Below are 17438 nucleotides of genomic sequence, written 5' to 3'. Positions count from 1 at the left end.
CCGCCGCCGGGTTGCATTCATCTCCGACAATGGACGGCCCTGGTCCGTCCCTGCCGGAGGTGCGCGATGCGGGATTCCGTGAGGCGGCAGCGACCCCCGACCGCCCGGGACCGACTCCCGGCCGGCGGTCCCGAACTGCTCCACCTGCTGGCCCGGCTGCTGCGCCGCCCCCGCCGGGGCGACCGGCGCCTGCCGCTGTTGTGGCTGGTCCGTCCCGCCACCGGCGAGCTGGGCGCGCTACTGCGCCGCTTCGTCGGCCGGGGCGCGGGGCGGCGGGTGCCGCACGCCGTGCTCGATTTGACCGCCCGGCCGGAGACCGACGACGTCCCGGCGGTGCTGCGCGAACTGCACCGCCAACTCTCCCTGGAGGCGTTCGGGGCAGCCCGGCTGCGCTTCCGGCACTACCCGCTGGCCGACTGGCTGATGCAGCAGAGCCTCGCCGTCGGCGTCGACACCGGCGACAGCGGCCGGGCCACCCTGGTGCGGCGGCTGCGGGACTGGCGCGGCCGGCGTACCACCGAGGAGCCGCAGGTCGGCGGCGACTCCGGCCTCGGCACGGCGGTGCAGGTGCTGTTCTGGCTGCTGCGCCGGGCCGTGCCCAGCGTGGTGTTCCGGATCGCCGTCTCCGGGCGGGTGCCGCTGGTCGGCAGCCAGTACCGCTGGTTCATGCGGCAGCAGTACCTCGCCCCACGGCAGTCGGTGACCTTCCTCGGTTTCGCCGAACGGCTCACCGCCGGATGGCGCGACGGCGAGCAGCCGGCCCAGGTCGACAAGCTGCTGCTGCACGCCTTCCTAGAGGACCTGCGGCAGGCGTACCGGCGGCGGTTCTGGCGGCCCGGGGACTGGCGGCGCACCGCGTACCCGGTGCTGCTGCTCGACGGGGTGACCGACGGCGACGTCGGGCACACCCTGGTCCGGCTCCTCAACGACGTCCGCAACGAGACCGGCCGCAACGACCCGCTGCTGGTGGTCGCGGTCGCCACCGCCGCACCGCCGGAATTGCCCACGTCGCATCCGCTGCGCGAGGCCGACGAGGCGTACGACGAATGGGCCGAGGCGTTGCCGGAGACCCGGCGGCTGCGGCGGGCCGCGGCCTGGCTGCTGGTGCTGCGGCTCGCCGACGGCGACCTGGTGGCCGCGCCCGGGGCCGGCCCGGCGGTGCTCGTCGCGCCCGACCCGCCGTGGTGGTCGCGGCGGTTCCTGCCGGCGGCGGTGGCCCTGGCCCTGCTGCTCGGCGTCGGCGCGTGGGCGACCGACCGGTGGAACCTGGACTGCCATCCCGACCCCACCGGCCGGGTGGCGGTGGCGCTGGTCGACGGCGAGTGCGTCGGCTACAGCGACACCGCCGGCCAGGTCTTCAACAGCGAACCCGGCCAGGACCGGCTGCGGGCCGTGCAACGGCGCATCTTCGCGCAGAACCGGGCCGCCGAGGAGGTCTGGCGGCGCAGCGACCACCGCCGGCCCTACCTGACCCTGGTCTACCTCGGCACCCTCACCGGCAACCGGACCCGCGCCGACGAGGAGTCGTACGTCTCCGAGCGGGAGGAACTGGAGGGCATGGCGACCGCCCAGTACGCCCTGCTCAAGGAGTCCGCCGCCGCCGACGGCGCGGCCCTGCTGCGGGTGGTGGTGGCCAACGGCGGCCGGCAGATGCGCCACGCCGGACGGGCGGTGGCCATGCTGGAGGACCTCGCCCGCGACGACCCGACCGTGCTCGGGGTGGTGGGCCTGGTGGAGAGCCGCACCAGCACCGCCGCCGCGCTGCGCGAACTCAACCGGGTCGGCCTGCCGGTCCTCGCGCCCACCCTCTCGGCCGACCGGCTGGACGAGAACTCCAGCCTCTACCTGCAGATCTCCGCGCCCAACGCCGACCAGTCCCGGATGATCGAGGCGTACGCCCGGCAGGTGCTGCGGGTCGGCGAGGCGCACGTCTACCACACCACCGGCCAGGACAGCTCGCTCGCCGAGGACCTCTACGTGTCCACCCTGGTCGACGGGTTGCGGGAGCGGTTCGGCAACCGGCTCACCCGGCTCGACGAATGGCGTACCGGGCGGCGGCTGACCCAGGAGTGCGGCTTCGCCGGGGTGCTGGTCTTCGCCGGCCGCTGGTCGGAGTTCGACGGGTTCCTGCGCGCGCTCAAGGAGTGCGGCACCGACCCGCCCCGCCACCTCGTCGCCGACGACTCGGTCAACCGGTACATGGCCAACCCCGGGCTGCGCGCCAGCGCGCCGGGCAACCTGCCGGTCACGTACGTGTCGAAGGCCGCGCCGGCCACCTGCGCCGCGCTGCGCGCCGCGCAGGCCCGCCGCGACGACGCCCGGGGCAGCTTCCTCGCCTGGATCAGCGCCGACGACCTGCTCGACCCGCCGCGCTGCCGCGACGGCGCCGGGCCGGCGGTCGGGGAGCGGGTCAGCCTCGCCTACGACGCCTCGATGATGATCGTACGGGCGTTGGAGAGCCTCGCCGCGCGGCTGCGGCACGCCGACACCGGCCGGCGGTGGGAGCCTCGGTCGGTCAACCCGGTGGGGGTGCACGCCGAGGTGCTGCGCCAGAACGCCCCCGGCGGCTATCCGGGGGTCGCCGGGGTGATCCGGTACGGCCCGGACTCCGGCGAGCCCGTCGCCAAGCGGATCGCGCTGCTCACGGTCGCCCGGGTGCCCGACGTCGACGTCGCGCCGGTGGAGGTCTTCGGATGCGGCAGCGCCGACGGCGGGCCGGACACCGCGTGCCGGCAGGTGTGAGCTGCGGCTGGTGCGTCGCGGCCCCGGCTCCGTTAGGGTTCCCCACGACCGGACGGACGTCGTGGGGGAGCAGACGGTGGGCAGGCTCGCGTCGACGTACGGGCAGGCGGTCGCGGTCCACCGGCAGGCCCGGGAACACTGGGCCCGCGCCCGGGCGCTGCTCGACCGGCTGACCGGGCGACCCGTGCCGGAGCGCACCGTCGACCTCGTCGCCCGGTTGGGCCGCCTCGCCACCGGGCTGACCTCGCCCGGCGCGGAGACCATCCGCCCGGCCGGCGCGCCGGCGCCCGTGCGGATCGGCGAGGCGTCCACCGCCGACGGTCGGTTCCCGCTGCTGCTGCCGCTGGGCGCCGGGCACCACCTCGCCGTCAACACCGACGCCCGCGACCCTCGGGTGGCGGTGCTGCTGCGGGTGCTGGTGCTGCGCCTGCTCGCCACCGCCGCGCCCGGCGCGGTCCGGGTGGTCGGCATCGACCCGGCCGCCCTCGGCGCCACCTTCCTGCCGCTGCGTCCGCTGCGCGACGCCGGGGTGCTCGACGCGACGGCCACCACCGAGGCGGAGATCGGCGCGCTGCTCGACGGGGCCGAGGCGCACGCCCGTGCCGCCCAGCAGTCCGGCCGGGACGACCACGAGCTGCTGCTGGTGGTCGCCGCCTCCGCGCCCGGCCCGCGGGAGCTGGCCCGGCTCGCCGCGTTCACCCACGCCGGGCCGGCCGCCGCGGTCTGCGTGCTGCTCGCCGGCTACCCGGCCGCGTCACCCGGGCAGGCCCCGCCGCCGCTGGGCGCCACCACGGTGCTGCGGCTCGACGAGCGGTACGCCTGGGTCGGCGACCCGCCGGGGCACCCGTTCGGCGACGACGGCGCCGGGCTGGCCGTGCCGGTGCTGCTCGACGGCGACCCGCCGTCCCAGTCCGTACGCTCGCTGGCCGCCCGGCTGGACGCGGCCGTGCGGCGCGACGCGGCGCTGCACGTCGAGGACCTGCTCCCCGAGCGGCGCTGGACGGAGTCCGCGCGGGCCGGGCTGCGCACCGTGGTCGGCCGGGCCGGGCGGGAGCCGGCGACGCTGGCCTTCGACGACGCCACCCCGCACTGGCTGATCGGCGGGCGCACCGGCGCGGGCAAGACGGTCTTCCTGGTCGACGTCCTCTACTCGCTCGCCGCCCGGTACTCCCCGGCCGAGCTGCAACTCTGGCTGCTCGACTTCAAGGAGGGCGTCAGCTTCACCGAGTTCGTGCCCACCGAACGCGACCCCTCCTTCCTGCCGCACGCCCGGGCCGTCGGTGTCGAGTCCGACCGCGAGTACGGCCTCGCCGTGCTGCGCGAGCTGCGCCGCGAGCTGGGCCGCCGGGCCGGGCTGCTCAAGCGGCACGGCGTCACCAAGCTCGCCGACCTGCCCGCCGACGCGGCGGCGCCCCGCGTGGTGGCGGTGATCGACGAGTTCCACGTGTTGCTCGCCGGCAACGACCGGCTGGCCCGCGAAGCCGTCGACCTGCTGGAGGAGCTGGCCCGCAAGGGCCGCTCGTACGGCGTGCACCTGGTGCTGGCCAGCCAGAGCACCACCGGTGTGGAGGCCCTCTACGGCCGGGCCGACACGCTCTTCGGGCAGTTCGCCCTGCGGGTGGCGCTGCCCGGCGGGGACGCCGTGCTCGGCCCCCGCGCCGGCGGCAGCGCCGCCACCACGCTCGGCGCCGCCGTGGTGAACACCGCCGCCGGTGCGCCCGGCGCGGACCTGCTGGTCCGCTTCCCCGACGCGCACGCCGACGCCCGGCAGGTCGCCCGGCTGCGCTACGAGCTGTGGGACGCCGCGCCGGAGGGCTCCCGCCCGCCGACCGTCTTCCGGGGGTACGAGCCGGCGCACCTGGAGGACGACCCGGCCGGCGCGGCCCTGCGCCCCGGCAGCCGGCGGCCGACGATCCTCATCGGCCGGACTGTCGACGTGGACGGCAGCCCCGCCCAGTTCGCCCTGGACGCCACCCCCGGCCGGCACCTGGCGGTGGTCGGCACCTCGGTCACCGGCGCGCACGTGCTGCGCGCCGCCGCGCTCGGGGTGGCCCGCCAGCACGCCCCGGGCGAGGCGGAGTTCGTCCTCGCCCCGCTGGTGGAGGCCGCCGACGAACTGGCCGACGACACCGCCGCCGGGATCAAGGCGGCCGGGCACCCGGTCACCGTCCTCGACGCGGCGGGGCTGCGGCAGCGCATCGGTGAGCTGGCCACCGGAGCGGGGGAGCGCCGCACGTACCTGGTGGTCTTCGGCACCGACGCGGCGGCCGGCGCCCTCGGTCGCAGCGACCCGGGCACCTTCCGCTCCGGCCACGACGACCTGCGCACGCTGCTGCGCCAGGGGCCCGGGCAGGGCACCCACCTGCTCGGCTGGTGGCGCGGGCTGCGCCGGCTCGGCGACGACCTCGGCGGCTCGCAGAACCGCGACGACGTGGCCTGCCTGGTCGCGCTGAACGTGCCCGCCGCCGACCTCGGCCTGCACCTCGGCGTCACCGACCTCACGTACACCCCCCGGCCCGACCGGGCGCTGCTGGTCGACCGGCACGCCCAGCGGACCGCGCTGATCGTGCCGTACGTCCGCCCGGGGCACCGGCCCGAGGACGAGGAGCGCTGAGTGTCCACCTTCGACGAGTACGCCGCCGCCGTCCGCCAGCTCTCCGCCCAGGTCCGCGACGGGGAGCGGGGGGCGGCCGCCGAGGCGGAACGCCGCCGCCGGCTGCACGCCGGGGCCGACCAGCTCGGCCAGCGGCTGGCGGTGCAGGAGCAGCGGTTGGAGCAGCTGGGCCAGGCGATCGGTGTCCCCGCTGCGGGCGGTCCGGCCTCCGCCGCGCCGGCCGGTGTCGCTGCGGCCGGGTCCCCAGCACCCGGCACCGCGGACGCCGACGGGGACCCGGCGGTGGCGCTGGAGGAGGCCCGCCGGCTGGCCGACGAGGCCGACCGGCACACCCGGTACGTCGAGGCGCTCGCCCAGCGGCCGGAGCTGCTGCCCACCTGGTCGCCGGCGGCCCGGGCGGTCGCCGTCTACGTCGCCTGCGCCGCCGCCGGGGTGCTGCTCATGCTGGTGCTGGTGGTGGCGTCCGGGGTCGGGCTGGTCAGCGGCTTCACCCTGGGCGCGTGGGTCTGCGCCGGGCTGCCGGTGCTGTCGTTCGCCGCCGGCTGGTTCATCCTCGGACGCTGGGGCCGTCCCGCCCTGGCCACCGTGGACCCGCCGCGCTTCGTCCCGCTGGGCTTCGTCATCTGCGTCGCGCTGGTCCCCATCGCCTACTGCGCCAGCCTGCTGCTGGTCCGCGCCCTGCGCTGAGCCGCCGTCGACCACCCGGATCATCGCCTGGTCGCGGTGGGTGCGCCGATCTCGTAGGCTCCCCTGTGGTCGCTGCCGGTGCGGTGACCCGGCCGATTGTGGGGCGATCCGGGGGAGGGCGCGTGAGCGCAGCGCAGATCATCGCGAGGCTGGCAGCGGCGGTGCAGAAGCTGGACGAGGCGAGGGCGAAGACGGCCGCCGCCGCGCAGGACGCCGCCGAGGCGCGGGCGCTGGTGGCCGGCGCGCTGGACGGCGTGGCTGCCGGCCAGCTGATCGGCGTGATCGACTCCTACCGGCAGGCGTTGGAGCAGGCCGCCCAGGGCGGTGAGCCGGCCCGGCAGCACGTCCAGGAGACGATCGCGAAGGTCCGGGCCCTGGGAAACTGAGCGCTCCACCACGCCGGCAAGGACCGTGTCGAGCGGGTGGAGACCGAGCGCTTCCGAGGAGATCGTGGAGGACCTGCAGGCGGCGCTGCGGGAGGTCGCCGCCATCGCCGAAGCGCTGGCAGGCTCCACCACGGAGCCGGCCTGATCATTCGGCGCCGGGCATGCGGTCAGCGGGCCCGCGCCCAGCCGAGGAAGCGTTCGGTCAGCTCCTCCGGCACGGCGTGCCCGTTGAGCTGTGACAGTTGCGCGCCCGCCTCGGCCATCTGCGTGCTCAGGTAGACCAGCAGGGCGGTGCGGTCCGCCCGGTACTCCACCAGCAGCGCCAGCCGGGCCGGCTGGCACGGCCACTCGGCCCCGCAGGCCCGGCACCGCCACAGTGGGCGCATGGGCAGGTGCGGTCGGCTACGGCTCATCGTCGGGATGCCTCCTCGCTGAGTGGGGCCGCCGCCGCCGACATCGTTGGCGGTGGCGGCGGCCCCGGTGCGGGCGCGGTCGCCGGGCTGTCCCTCCACCGGCCGCGCCGTCCTCTGCGGAACACCCTGCTCTGCGTCGCTGGGCACATACACCGCGTAGCGATATGGTCGGCGGATATTCAGGACGTCTGACGGAGGTGTCGTGAACGAGGCGTTGCGGGTGGCGCTCGACGAGACCGGGTTCACCACGGAGGCCCTCGCGGAGCGGGTGGGGGTGGACCCGAAGACCGTCGGACGGTGGCTCAGCGAGGGGCGGATCCCGCACGCCCGGCATCGGGTGGCGGCAGCCGACGTCCTCCGGCGGGACGTGGCGGACATCTGGCCGGACACATCGAGACGTCGTGAGCCCGTCTGGTTCCGTCCGTGGCAGGAGATCGAGCGGGAGGCGGTGTCGCTGCGCTGGTTCGAACCCCTGGTGCTGCCCGGCCTGCTCCAGACCGAGGCGTACGCCCGGGCCGTGCTGTGGGAGGCCGGCCTGCTCCTGCGCGGCGACGTCGAACGCCACCTGGCGGCTCGTCTGGCACGGCAGGCCGTCCTGCGCCGGGACGATCCGCCGCAGTTCACCGCCGTCCTGGACGAGGCGGTGCTGCGGCGGCCGGTCGGCGGCCCCACCACCATGCGCGAACAGCTGCTCTCCGTGATGGCCGCCTGCGCCGAGCCGCACGTCCGGGTGCACGTCGTCCCGTCCACCGTGGGCGCGTACGCCGGGCTGAACGGGCCGTTCGTCATCGCGGCCTGTCCGGACCACCGCGTCGCCGGTTATCTCGACAATCAGTTGCAGGGGCAAGTCGTTAGCGATCCCGACGACATCGCGGCCATGATGGCGGTGTGGGAGAACGTGCGCGGCGAGGCGCTGTCCCACCGGCAGTCAGTCGACCTTCTCGGAGAAGTGGCGGAGACATGGAGCTGATCGGCGCCCGGTGGCGCAAGAGCAGCCGCAGCAGCGGCAACGGTGGTGCGTGTGTCGAGGTCGCCGACAACCTGCCCGGGGTGGTCGCGGTCCGCGACTCCAAGGACCCGTCCGGCCCGGCGCTGACCTTCACCCCGGACGTGTGGCGCACCTTCGTCGTCCGGATCGGCGATCGGCGACCCTGACGGGAGGGGGCCGGTCCGCCGACAGTGTTCCCGGACTACGCGGCGGCTTTCGGACGCCCGGCCTGCGCCGTGCTGCCCACCTGGGGTGAGGACTGGCCGGAACTGGCCCACTGGCGCAACGTCACCGGCCGGATCGACCTCGCCGCCGCCGTGATGGCGGTCCTGGAGCACGACGCGTGCGTGCTGACCGGTGAGGGCAAGGCGTACGGCGACGGTGGTGACCTGCCCGTCATCCGCTTCCCTGCCTGAACCTGCGGGCCGCCGGTTCACAGGCGTCGTCGGTGCAGCCGCTGAACGGCCGAGTGCGCGGCGTACCGGTCAGCCGGTGCGACTGGCCAGGATGGTCGCGGCGTACTTGAGGACGGCGGCCATGTCCGTGCGCATCCGCTGGTAGCGGCTCTCAAGGTCGGTCGGCAGGCCGGTGGGGGCGGCCGGCCCGGAGATCAGTCCCAGTTGACCGTCGATGGTGTGCAGCAGCTGCTGCGCGCCGAGCTGGAGGTCGGCGGCCGTCATCTTCACGTCCTCGTCGTGCACCCGCTCCCCGAGCTTGCCGTCCTCGACCACGTTCGTGGCCATCTCCACGTAGCCGCGTCGCAAACGCTCCGCCTTGCGGTCGCACTCGTCGAAGGTGTGCAGGACGACGGCGGTGTCCGTACCTGGCTGCATGGGTTCCTCCCCTGCCGGTCCCCGTCCGGGTCGCGGGGTGTGGGGTGACCGTATCGATGGGCGTGGTCGGTGCTGGTCGTTGCGTCGCGCAGCCGACGGTGCCGTCTTCCGACTCCTGTCGCGGAGCAGCTGACCGGGCGGCGTCCGATAGGACGGATTGTGCCCCTGGAGCATCTTCACGTTACCGGCGCGTAACTTTTCATTGACGAATGTGAAATCAGCCACGCATCATCGTTCCCACGATCGATCGGATCCCCCACCCACCCGTCCCCGGCTCCCGGGAACCTCCCACCGGAGGTGCAGCCATGCTGCTCCGAACGATCCTCGCGGCCACCGCCGCCCTCGCCGTGCTCCTCGTCCCCGCCACCGCTGTCCAGGCGGCCCCCGACCGGTCCACCGCCGCTCAGACCGCCGCCTCCGCGCCGAGCACCGCCACCGCACCGGCACCCGCCCCCGACGCCGCCGCCGAGGAGGCTTTCAGCGTCGCCGCCAACGCCAACCCCGTCATCGTCGTCGGGGGCCTGATCGGCGTCTCCATCGCGTACGAGCCGATCGCCGCCCGGCTGCGCGCCGACGGCTTCCGGGTCTCCATCTACCAGCTGCCCGGCCTCGGCTTCGGCGACATCCGGGAGTCCGCCAAGGCGTTCAAGAGGTACGTCGACCAGATCCGCGCCAACACCGGAGCCGCCAAGGTGGACATCGTCGCCCACTCCGAGGGCGGCCTCGTCTCCCGCTGGTACGTCAAGTTCCTCGGCGGCGCCGACGCCGTCGGCCGGTACGTCAGCCTCGGCAGCCCGCAGCAGGGCACCTACGTCGCCAACATCGTCAACTTCGTCGGGCTGGGCAGCTGCGCCGGCATCGTGGCCTGCCAGCAGATGTCGATCGGCTCGGACTTCCTCGCCAACCTCAACGGCGGTGACGACACCCCGGGCGCGGTGCGCTGGACGACCGTGCGCACCTGGCAGGACGAGCTGGTCCGGCCGGTCGGCAACGCCTCCCTCGCCGACGGCGCCACCAACGTGCTGATCCAGGGCTGGTGCCCGCTGCGGGTCGTCGGTCACCTCGGCCTGGTCCTCGACGGCACCACGTACACGGTCGTCCGCCAGGTCCTCACCGACCGTGCGATCTGGCCCAACTGCTTCGCCCTCTGACACCCACCCCTCCACCCTGCACTTACAGAGAAAGAGTGGCTATTCCGGCGTGGATAGCCACTCTTTCTCTGTAAGTGCGCGAGGTGGCGGGTCGCGGCGCGGGAGGGGGGGAGGGCGGGGAGTGGGGGTCAGGCGGCGTGGGCGAGGGACTCGTACTCGGCGTCGGTGAGCTGGACCTCGGCGGCGGCCACGTTCTCCTCCAGGTGCGCCACCGACGACGTACCCGGGATGGGGAGCATGACCGGCGACCGGCGCAACAGCCAGGCCAGCGCGAGCTGCGCGGGCGTCGCGCCGTGCTCGGTGGAGATCGCGTCCAGCGGGCCGCCCGGCCGGGCCAGGTTGCCGGTGGCGATCGGGAACCACGGGATGAAGGCCAGGTCGTCACGCTCGCAGTACTCGACGACGTCCTCGGCGCTGCGGTCGGCCAGGTTGTAGAGGTTCTGCACCGACACGATCGGGGTGATCTTCCGGGCCGCCTCGATCTGCTCCACGGTCACCTCCGACAGGCCGATGTGCCGGATCTTGCCCTCCTGCTTGAGCAGCGCCAGCTCGCCGAGCTGGTCCTCCAACGGCACCTTCGGGTCGATCCGGTGCAGCTGGTACAGCGGGATGGCCTCCAGGCCCAGGTGGCGCAGGCTCAGCTCGCACTGCTGACGCAGGTACTCCGGGCGGCCCACCGGCCGCCAGTCGCCCGGGCCCGAGCGGGTCAGCCCGGCCTTGGTCGCGATCACCAGGTCGTCGGCGTACGGGTGCAGCGCCTGCCTGATCAGCAGCTCGGAGACGAACGGGCCGTACGAGTCGGCGGTGTCGACGAAGGTGACCCCGAGCTCGTACGCGCGGCGCAGCACCCGTACCGCCTCGGCCGGGTCCTTCGGGTCGCCCCAGACCCCCGGGCCGGTGATCTGCATGGCCCCGTAGCCCAGCCGGTCGACCTGGAAGTCCCCGCCGATGCGGTAGGTGCCCGAGGCCTTCGCGGGCGCGGTGCTGGCGCTGGTCGCCATCGGCGATCCTCCTGTGCGTCGTCGTCAGCGGCCAATCTAGCCACCGACTGACCGGCTTTCCCGCGCATCGCCGCCTTCAACACCTCCGGGCGAGATGTGGCCGGGGACACCGGCCCGCCGCGACGTGCCGCGCACCGGTCGACCCGCCCCGCCGCGATGTGCCGCGCACCGGTCAACCCGGCCTGGTGACGTGCCGGATCACCACCAGCGCCTGGTCGTCGTCGGAGCCGGAGAGCTTGCTCAGGATCGCGTCGGCGATCGCACCGACCGGCTGGTCGCGCACCGGCCCGATCACCTCGTGCAGCGCCGCCACCCCGTCGTCGTAACCCTGGTCGCGCCGCTCCACCAGCCCGTCGGTGTACGCCACCAGCAGGTCGCCCGGGCCGAAGGGCACCGTCGTCACCGGCACCGGCTCGCGGACCAGCCCCAGCGGCAGCGCGTTGCCGGTGGTCACCGTCCGCGGCGCCCCACCGGCGGGGACCAGCACCGGATGCGGGTGCCCGACCCGTGCCACCGCCACCTGCCCGGCGGCCGGGTCGACCACCATCGCCAGGCAGGTGCCGAGGAACCCCACCCCGAGCAGTTCGGTCAACCGGGGGAACACCTCGGCCAGCGGCACCCCGGAGCGGATCAGGGTGTTCACCACCGTCCGCAGCTGCGCCATGTCGGCCGCCGCCTCGACCTGGTGGCCCACCACGTCGCCGACCACCACCCCCAGCCGGTCGCCGTCCAGGGCGATCAGGTCGTACCAGTCGCCGCCGAGGTGCAGCCCGCTCATCGCCGGCTGGTAGCGGGTGGCGATCTCCAGGCCGGCCGGCGTGCGGGTGGCCGAGGTGCGCAACCGCCCGGCCAGCCGGGTCACCAGGTTGTGTTCGGCGGCGGCCAGGCGGACCCGCTCCAGGGTCTGCTCGCACAGGTCGGCGATGGTGTCCAGCAACGCCAGGTCACCCTCGCGCAGCGGGCGCTCCCGGTACCAGCCGAAGGCGAGCGCGGCGATCGGCCGGCGCTGGGCGTCCAACAGCGGCAGCGCGACCGTGGTGACGATGCCGTGCGCGCCGACCGGATCGGGCAGCCCCGGGAAGGCCACGGCGAAGGCGGCCCGGTCGGGCAGGACGATCCGCTCGCCGGTGCGCAGCGCCCGCACGATCGGCCGGGGATCGTCGACGGTCAGGTCCTTGAAGGTCGCCGCGAGGGAGTCCGGCACCTCCGGGTGCCAGAGCCGCACCCGGCGTCCCTCGTCGCGCATCGCCAGCCCGGGCAGCGCCGCACCCAGGGCGAGCGGGGCCGCGTCCAGGATCACCTCGATCGCCTCGGTGGTGGAACGGGTGACGCTGAGCCGGGCCGCGAAGTCCGCCATGGCCTGCGCCGACCCGGTCAGCTCGGCGCGCTGCAACGCCTGGCTGCACAGCCCGGCGACCGCGTCCAGCAGGCTGCGCCGCGCCTCGTCGTCGCGGCGGCGGACCGCGTCGGTGCGGCCGTCGGGCACCGGCCGACCCCAGCGCACCTCCAGCGCGCCGAGGACACCGCCGTCGCCGTAACGCAGCGGCAGGCAGACCCCGGCGCCGCCGGGCAGCGCCACCGCGGCGTTGTCGCGCACCGCGCGGGCCAGCGGCCGCCGCGCCGTCACCGGCACCCGCCGCGGTCCCGCGCCGTCGGAGACGTCCAGCGTCGGCGACCCGGGCCGGGCCACCGCCAGGCGTACGACGGACGCCCCGACCACGGCGGGCACGACGGAGGTGACCACCTCGACCACCGCGGCCTGCCCCTGCGCGGAGCTGAGCGCCCCGGCCAGCCGGGCCAGCCCCTCGGCCTGCCGCAGCGCCCGCTGCCGGTCGCTGATGTCCCGGGCCACGGTGGCGACGAACGCGGTGGTCTCCCGGTCGTCGGAGGCGGTCACCGTGAACGTCTGGTGGTCCACATCCAGCTGCTCGCCGGTGTCCAGCCGGGCCAGCCGGCTCTCCGCCCGGTGGTGCCCCTCGCGCAGCGCGGCCGGGATGAACTCGCGCCGCCACACCTCGCGCAGCTCGGGCGCGGCGAAGTCGACCAGCCGCAGGCCGTCGAGGCGCGCGCCGTCGGCCAGGCCGACGAACTCCCGGCCGGCGGGATTGACGTAGACCGCCCGCCCGTCGGGGTCGCCCACCGCGATGAAGTCGCCGGAGCGTTCCACCAGCGCCTGGAACAGCCGCAGCTCCGCCTGGGTGGCCCGTTCGGCGCTGAGGTCCGAGGCGTACGCCAGCCAGCGCAGCGGCCGGCGCTCCAGCGCGACCACCCCGATCTGCACCGGCACGAGGTGCCCGTCGGCGTGCCGGTACTCCTTGTCGTAGGCGCGGGCCCGGCCGTTGGCGCGCAGCTCGGCCAGCGCCTCGGCGTCGGCCTCCTCCCAGCCGGGGGGAGTGAGGTCCGGCCAGTTCAGCCGCCCCTGCGCGATGTCGTCGGCGGTGTAGCCGAGCATCGCCAGGAACGCCTCGTTCGCCTCGGTGATCCGGTCCTCCGCACCGCCGAAGACGGCCAGCACGTCGGTGGCGGCGAGCCGCTCGTAGCGGGCCCGTTCCGCGCCGAGCGCCTCCAGCAGCCGGGTGCGTTCGGTGACGTCGACGATGGCGAAGCCCAGCCCGACCAGTTCGTCGGTGTCGGCGATGCGGATCGGGAAGTAGTCGGCCACCAGGTGCCGGCGCGCCTCGTCCGGCGTGCCCACGGGCTCGGTGAACTCCACCCCGGTGACCGGTCCGTGCGCCAGGGCGCGGCGCATCAGCTCCTCGATCCGCTCCCCGTGCAGCGGCACGACGTCACGCGGCCGCCGCCCCAGGTGCGCCGCCACCGGCAACCGGTTCATCCGCGCCAGCGCCGGGTTGACCTGCACGTAACGCAGCTCGGTGTCGACCAGCCCGAAGCCGACCGGCGCGCTGTCCAACAGGGACTCGCTGATCGCCGCGGTGCGCCGGGCCGCCGCCTCGGCGACCACCCGGTCCTCGATGTCGTAGATGCTGCCGATCCACTCGGTGATCGTCCCGTCCGGGTCGCGCAGGCTCGCCGCGCGGACGGCGAAGTGCCGGTACCCGTCGCTGCCGGCGTGCCACAGCCGCCCCTCCGCCTCGAACAGCGGCGCCCGGGTGGCCAGCGCCTCCTGCCAGGCGGCCCCGATGCGCGTCCGGTCGTCCGGGTGCACCGCCGTCGCCCAGCCGTCGCCCCGGTACTGCTCCCAGCGCTGCCCGGTGTACGCCTCCCAGGAGAGCTGCCGCTCGACGATCGCGCCGACCGCGTCGGCGGTCCAGATCACCGCCGTGGACGCCTCGACCAGGGTGCGGAAGCGCTCGTCGGCGTGCTGCCGCGCGGCCCGGGCGGTGGCCTCGGCCCGCCAGGCGCGCTCGCGTTCACCCGCCTCGCGGACCGCGTCGCGCAGCTGCTCGACCACCGCGTCCTGCCGGCCGACCGCCTCCACCCGGCGCAACGCCTGCACCCCGGCGGCGGTGAGCAACCCGCCGAGCAGGTGCTCGTCGGCGCCCACGACGCGGGGCGCGGGCAACGCCACCCAGGACCGCCACTCCCGGGTCGGGGTGCTGAGCCGCCCGGCGACGCCCGGCACCGCACCGGTCACCGGTGGCTCGTCGGCCCGCCGGCCGGGCAGCAGCCGCTCGGCCACCGCCGGGTCGAGGTCGGCCACCGCGACCGGACCACCGGCGGTGTACGCCCGCTCCGGTGCGCCGTCGTCGACCCGGAGCAGGTGGCCGGTGCCGCCGAACGCGTCGCCGAGGGCCCGCGCGGTCAGCGCCAGCACCTCGTCGGTGTCGGTGGCGGCGGCGAGCCGGTCGGTCAGCGCCAGGGCGGCCTGCTGCCGCTCCCGGGCCAGGTGCTCGTCGGTGACCTCGCGGACGGTGCCGACCAGCAGGATCCGCTCGTGTTCCGGGTCGGCGACCTCGGTGACCGTCACCGACACCCAGTAGAGCCCGCCGTCGCGGTGCCGGAACGGCACCTCGTACGCCCCGGCGTGCTCGTCGAGCATGTGCACCAGCGCCCGGTCGAGCAGTTCCCGCTCCCGGGGGTGCGACCGCGCATCCGGCCACCACGGGTAGGGCGGGTGGTAGGGCGTCTGCTGCGGTCCGTACCCGGTCAGCGCGCCGAAGGTCTCGTCGACCTGGAGGACGGCGCCGAACTCGTCGGCCACGAAGACGCCGTCGGTGATCGACTCGACCACCCGGGTGGCCCACGCGCCGCGACGCAGCCGGTCCCGGGCGCGATCCAGGTTGGCCCGGACCCGGGCCAGCAGTTCACGGCCGGAGAAGGGCTTGACCAGGTAGTCGTCGGCGCCCGCCGCCAACCCCTCGGCGGCGGCCTCGGGCCCGGCCCGGGCGGAGAGCAGCACCACCGGCAGGTGCGAGGTGCCCGCCTCGGCGCGCAGCGCGGCCAGCAGCCCGAACCCGTCCAGCAGCGGCATCATCACGTCGGCCAGGACCAGGTCGGGCGGGTCGGCGGCGATGAGCGCCAGCGCGGCCCGCCCGTCGGCGGCCGTCTGCACCCGGAACTGCGCCGCGAGCAGGTCCGTCACGTAGTCGCGCAGGTCGGCGTTGTCGTCGACCAGCAGGACGCGGGGGGCGTCCGGCGGCCCGGCCACCGCGCCGACGACGCCCGGGCGGGCCGCCTCGGCGACGGCCAGCACCGTGGCGCGGTCCAGCGGCGCCGGGGGCTCGGCGAAGGCGGACCGGCTCGCCCCGGCGCCGTACGGCATCCGCACCTCGAACGTCGACCCGGCGCCCGGCGTGCTGGTCGCGCCGATCTCCCCGTCGTGCAGCTGCACCAGCTCGCGGACCAGCGCCAGCCCGATCCCGGTACCCTCCGTCGACCGCCCGTGCGGGCCGTCGACCCGCTGGAAGCGCTGGAACAGCCGGGGCAGCTGGTCGGGGGGGATGCCGACGCCGGTGTCGGTGACGGCGAGCCGGAACCCGCCGTCGGCCCCGGTCAGCCGTAGCCGGATCCCACCCGCCACGGTGGCCTTGAGGGCGTTGGAGAGCAGGTTGAGCACGACCTTCTCCCACATCGTCCGGTCCAGGTACGCCGGCCGGGGCAGCCGTGGGCAGTCCACCTCGAAGCTGAGCCCGGCGCGGTCGACGGCCGGCGCGAAGGACGCGGCGATCTCCCGGGTGAGGCGGGCGACGTCCACCGCGACCCGTTCCGGGCGCAGCCGACCGGCCTCGATCCGGGTGAAGTCCAGCACGCTGTCGACCAGGCGGCGCAGCCGCGCCGCGTTGCGGTCGGCCAGTTCCAGCCGGCGTCGCGTCGGCTCGGGCAGCGGCTGCGACCGGTCGTCCAGGGCGTCGCGGACCGGACCGGCGACCAGGGTCAGGGGGGTACGCAGCTCGTGGCTGACGTTGGCGAAGAAGGCCGACTTCGCCGCGTCCAGCTCGGCCAGCGCCTCGGCCCGGCGGTGCTCCTGCTGGAAGGCGCGGGCGGCGGCCAGGGCGGTGCCGACGTGTCCGGCGACCAGGTCGAGGAAGGCCCGGTAGCCGTCGTCCACCGGCCGGCGGGGGTTCAGCGCGGCGACCAGCATCGCGGTGGGCTCGGTGCCGCCCGGCTCCGGGACGGGGACCAGCGCCACCACGGGGGTCCCCGGGCGGGTCGGGTCGTCGGCCGGCTCCAGGGGCAGCAGCCGGGTCTGTCCGGACGCCAGCACCTCGGCCAGCGGCCAGGCGCGGGTCACCTGGTCCGGCACCTCGTCGCCACCGGCCGCGGCGAGGCGCAGGCCCTCCGGGTGGGACAGGTGCAGCCGGACCATCGGCAGCGTGGGGCCGGGCGAGAGGGCGGCCACCGTGCGCCGGGCCACCTCGTCCGGGTCGGCCGCGTCGACCAGGCTCGCCGCGAGGTCGCCGACCGCCCGCAGCCGGTGGTCGTTGACCACCCGGTCGGTGGTCTCGGTGACCACGGTGAACACGCCGCCGGGGGTGCCCGACTCGTCGACGACCGGGCTGTAGGAGAAGGTGAAGTAGACCTCCTCGACGTACCCGTTGCGGTCGAGCAGGAGTTGCTGGTCCTCGTTCCAGGTGGCGCCGTCGCCGGCCAGCACGCCGGTGAGCATCGGCCCGATGACGTCCCAGATCTCCGACCACACCGCCGCGCCCGGGCGGCCCAGCGAGTCCCGCTTCGACGCCCCGAGGATCGGCCGGAACGCGTCGTTGTAGAGCATCACCAGCTCCGGACCCCACAGCACCAGGATGGGGAAGCGGGAGTGCAGGCAGATCGTGACGGCGGTCCGCAGGCTCTGCGGCCAGGACTCGACCGGCCCGAGCGGGGTGGCCGACCAGTCGTGGCCGGCGATCCGGTCGCCCATCTCGCCGCCGGTGGCGAAGACGTCCCGCCAGCGCAGGTCGTCCGGTGGCGCGGGGCGGGCGGGGGAGTCCGTCATGTCGGGACCTCCACTCGCCGGCTCAGGCGCTTGCCCATCAGTCGGACCGTACCAGCGCTCGGCCGTACGCCACTCAGTCGATCATGACAGGCTGGTGAACCGCGCGGACGAACGGCCCAGTCGGTCGGCAACCGGGCGCGGGCGCGGGCAGTTGGCGGCAAGCGTCCGCTGCCGGCGTCCCGGCCGTGCGACGCTGGGCCCGAGTCGGGCGCCGGCGAGGTGCGGGGCG

Annotated in this window: 12 protein-coding genes; 8 read left to right on the top strand and 4 right to left on the bottom strand. The window is 75.3% G+C overall.

Translation table 11 applies throughout. The features are described 5' to 3' along the window. The first annotated feature begins 66 nt into the window (after positions 1-66). From ACPFP2_RS19455 to ACPFP2_RS19440, 4 genes are all read left to right on the top strand, one after another. Positions 67-2742: a hypothetical protein gene (locus ACPFP2_RS19455; RefSeq protein WP_424090588.1), complete on the top strand. Its 2676-nt coding sequence runs from the start codon at positions 67-69 to the stop codon at positions 2740-2742. Positions 2743-2818: 76 nt separating this feature from the next. Further along, complete coding sequence (locus ACPFP2_RS19450) at positions 2819-5356, top strand: FtsK/SpoIIIE domain-containing protein (protein ID WP_424090587.1); 2538 nt, start codon at positions 2819-2821, stop codon at positions 5354-5356. Further along, the gene (locus ACPFP2_RS19445; protein ID WP_424090586.1) at positions 5357-6043 is read left to right on the top strand and encodes a hypothetical protein; all 687 of its coding nucleotides are present in this window, start codon (positions 5357-5359) and stop codon (positions 6041-6043) included. It abuts the gene before it with no gap. A 122-nt stretch (positions 6044-6165) separates the two neighbouring features. Next, a complete protein-coding gene (locus ACPFP2_RS19440) occupies positions 6166-6429 on the top strand; it encodes a DUF6244 family protein (RefSeq protein ID WP_424090585.1) in 264 nt (87 codons plus the stop codon). A 167-nt stretch (positions 6430-6596) separates the two neighbouring features. On the opposite strand, the gene ACPFP2_RS19435 is transcribed toward ACPFP2_RS19440, so the two are convergent. After that, positions 6597-6842, bottom strand: a complete 246-nt coding sequence (locus ACPFP2_RS19435; protein WP_424090584.1) for a flavin reductase — start codon at positions 6840-6842, stop codon at positions 6597-6599. Positions 6843-7044: 202 nt separating this feature from the next. On the opposite strand from ACPFP2_RS19435, the gene ACPFP2_RS19430 reads away from it, so the two are divergent. Genes ACPFP2_RS19430 through ACPFP2_RS19420 form a run of 3 tightly spaced genes read left to right on the top strand, consistent with a single transcriptional unit; the run spans position 7045 to position 8246 of the window. Continuing rightward, complete coding sequence (locus ACPFP2_RS19430; RefSeq protein ID WP_424090583.1) at positions 7045-7812, top strand: helix-turn-helix domain-containing protein; 768 nt, start codon at positions 7045-7047, stop codon at positions 7810-7812. Next, positions 7803-7997, top strand: a complete 195-nt coding sequence (locus ACPFP2_RS19425; RefSeq protein ID WP_424090582.1) for a DUF397 domain-containing protein — start codon at positions 7803-7805, stop codon at positions 7995-7997. Before ACPFP2_RS19430 ends, ACPFP2_RS19425 begins: the two co-directional genes overlap by 10 nt. A 24-nt stretch (positions 7998-8021) precedes the next feature. Further along, positions 8022-8246 (top strand): hypothetical protein, encoded by a 225-nt coding sequence (locus tag ACPFP2_RS19420; RefSeq protein ID WP_424090581.1) that lies wholly within the window; start codon positions 8022-8024, stop codon positions 8244-8246. Between the two features lie 69 nt (positions 8247-8315). Here ACPFP2_RS19420 and ACPFP2_RS19415 read toward each other — a convergent pair whose 3' ends face one another. Next, positions 8316-8663 carry a hypothetical protein gene (locus tag ACPFP2_RS19415; RefSeq protein WP_424090580.1) on the bottom strand — a complete coding sequence of 116 codons (348 nt, stop codon included), beginning with the start codon at positions 8661-8663 and terminating at the stop codon, positions 8316-8318. A 305-nt stretch (positions 8664-8968) separates the two neighbouring features. Here ACPFP2_RS19415 and ACPFP2_RS19410 point away from each other — a divergent pair, with 305 nt between their 5' ends. After that, on the top strand, positions 8969-9814 hold the full coding sequence (locus ACPFP2_RS19410; RefSeq protein ID WP_424090579.1) for a lipase family alpha/beta hydrolase: 846 nt from the start codon (positions 8969-8971) through the stop codon (positions 9812-9814). 128 nt (positions 9815-9942) lie between these two features. Here ACPFP2_RS19410 and ACPFP2_RS19405 read toward each other — a convergent pair whose 3' ends face one another. Together ACPFP2_RS19405 and ACPFP2_RS19400 are read right to left on the bottom strand one after the other, a co-directional pair. Further along, on the bottom strand, positions 9943-10815 hold the full coding sequence (locus tag ACPFP2_RS19405; RefSeq protein ID WP_424090578.1) for an aldo/keto reductase: 873 nt from the start codon (positions 10813-10815) through the stop codon (positions 9943-9945). A 172-nt stretch (positions 10816-10987) separates the two neighbouring features. Continuing rightward, positions 10988-17209: a PAS domain S-box protein gene (locus ACPFP2_RS19400; protein WP_424090577.1), complete on the bottom strand. Its 6222-nt coding sequence runs from the start codon at positions 17207-17209 to the stop codon at positions 10988-10990. Positions 17210-17438: the final 229 nt, after the last annotated feature.

The sequence above is a fragment of the Micromonospora citrea genome, assembly GCF_049629545.1.
Lineage (GTDB): Bacteria > Actinomycetota > Actinomycetes > Mycobacteriales > Micromonosporaceae > Micromonospora > Micromonospora citrea_A.
The sequence above is the reverse complement of the archived record's forward strand: the minus strand, read 5'-3'. Positions and strand labels throughout refer to the sequence as shown.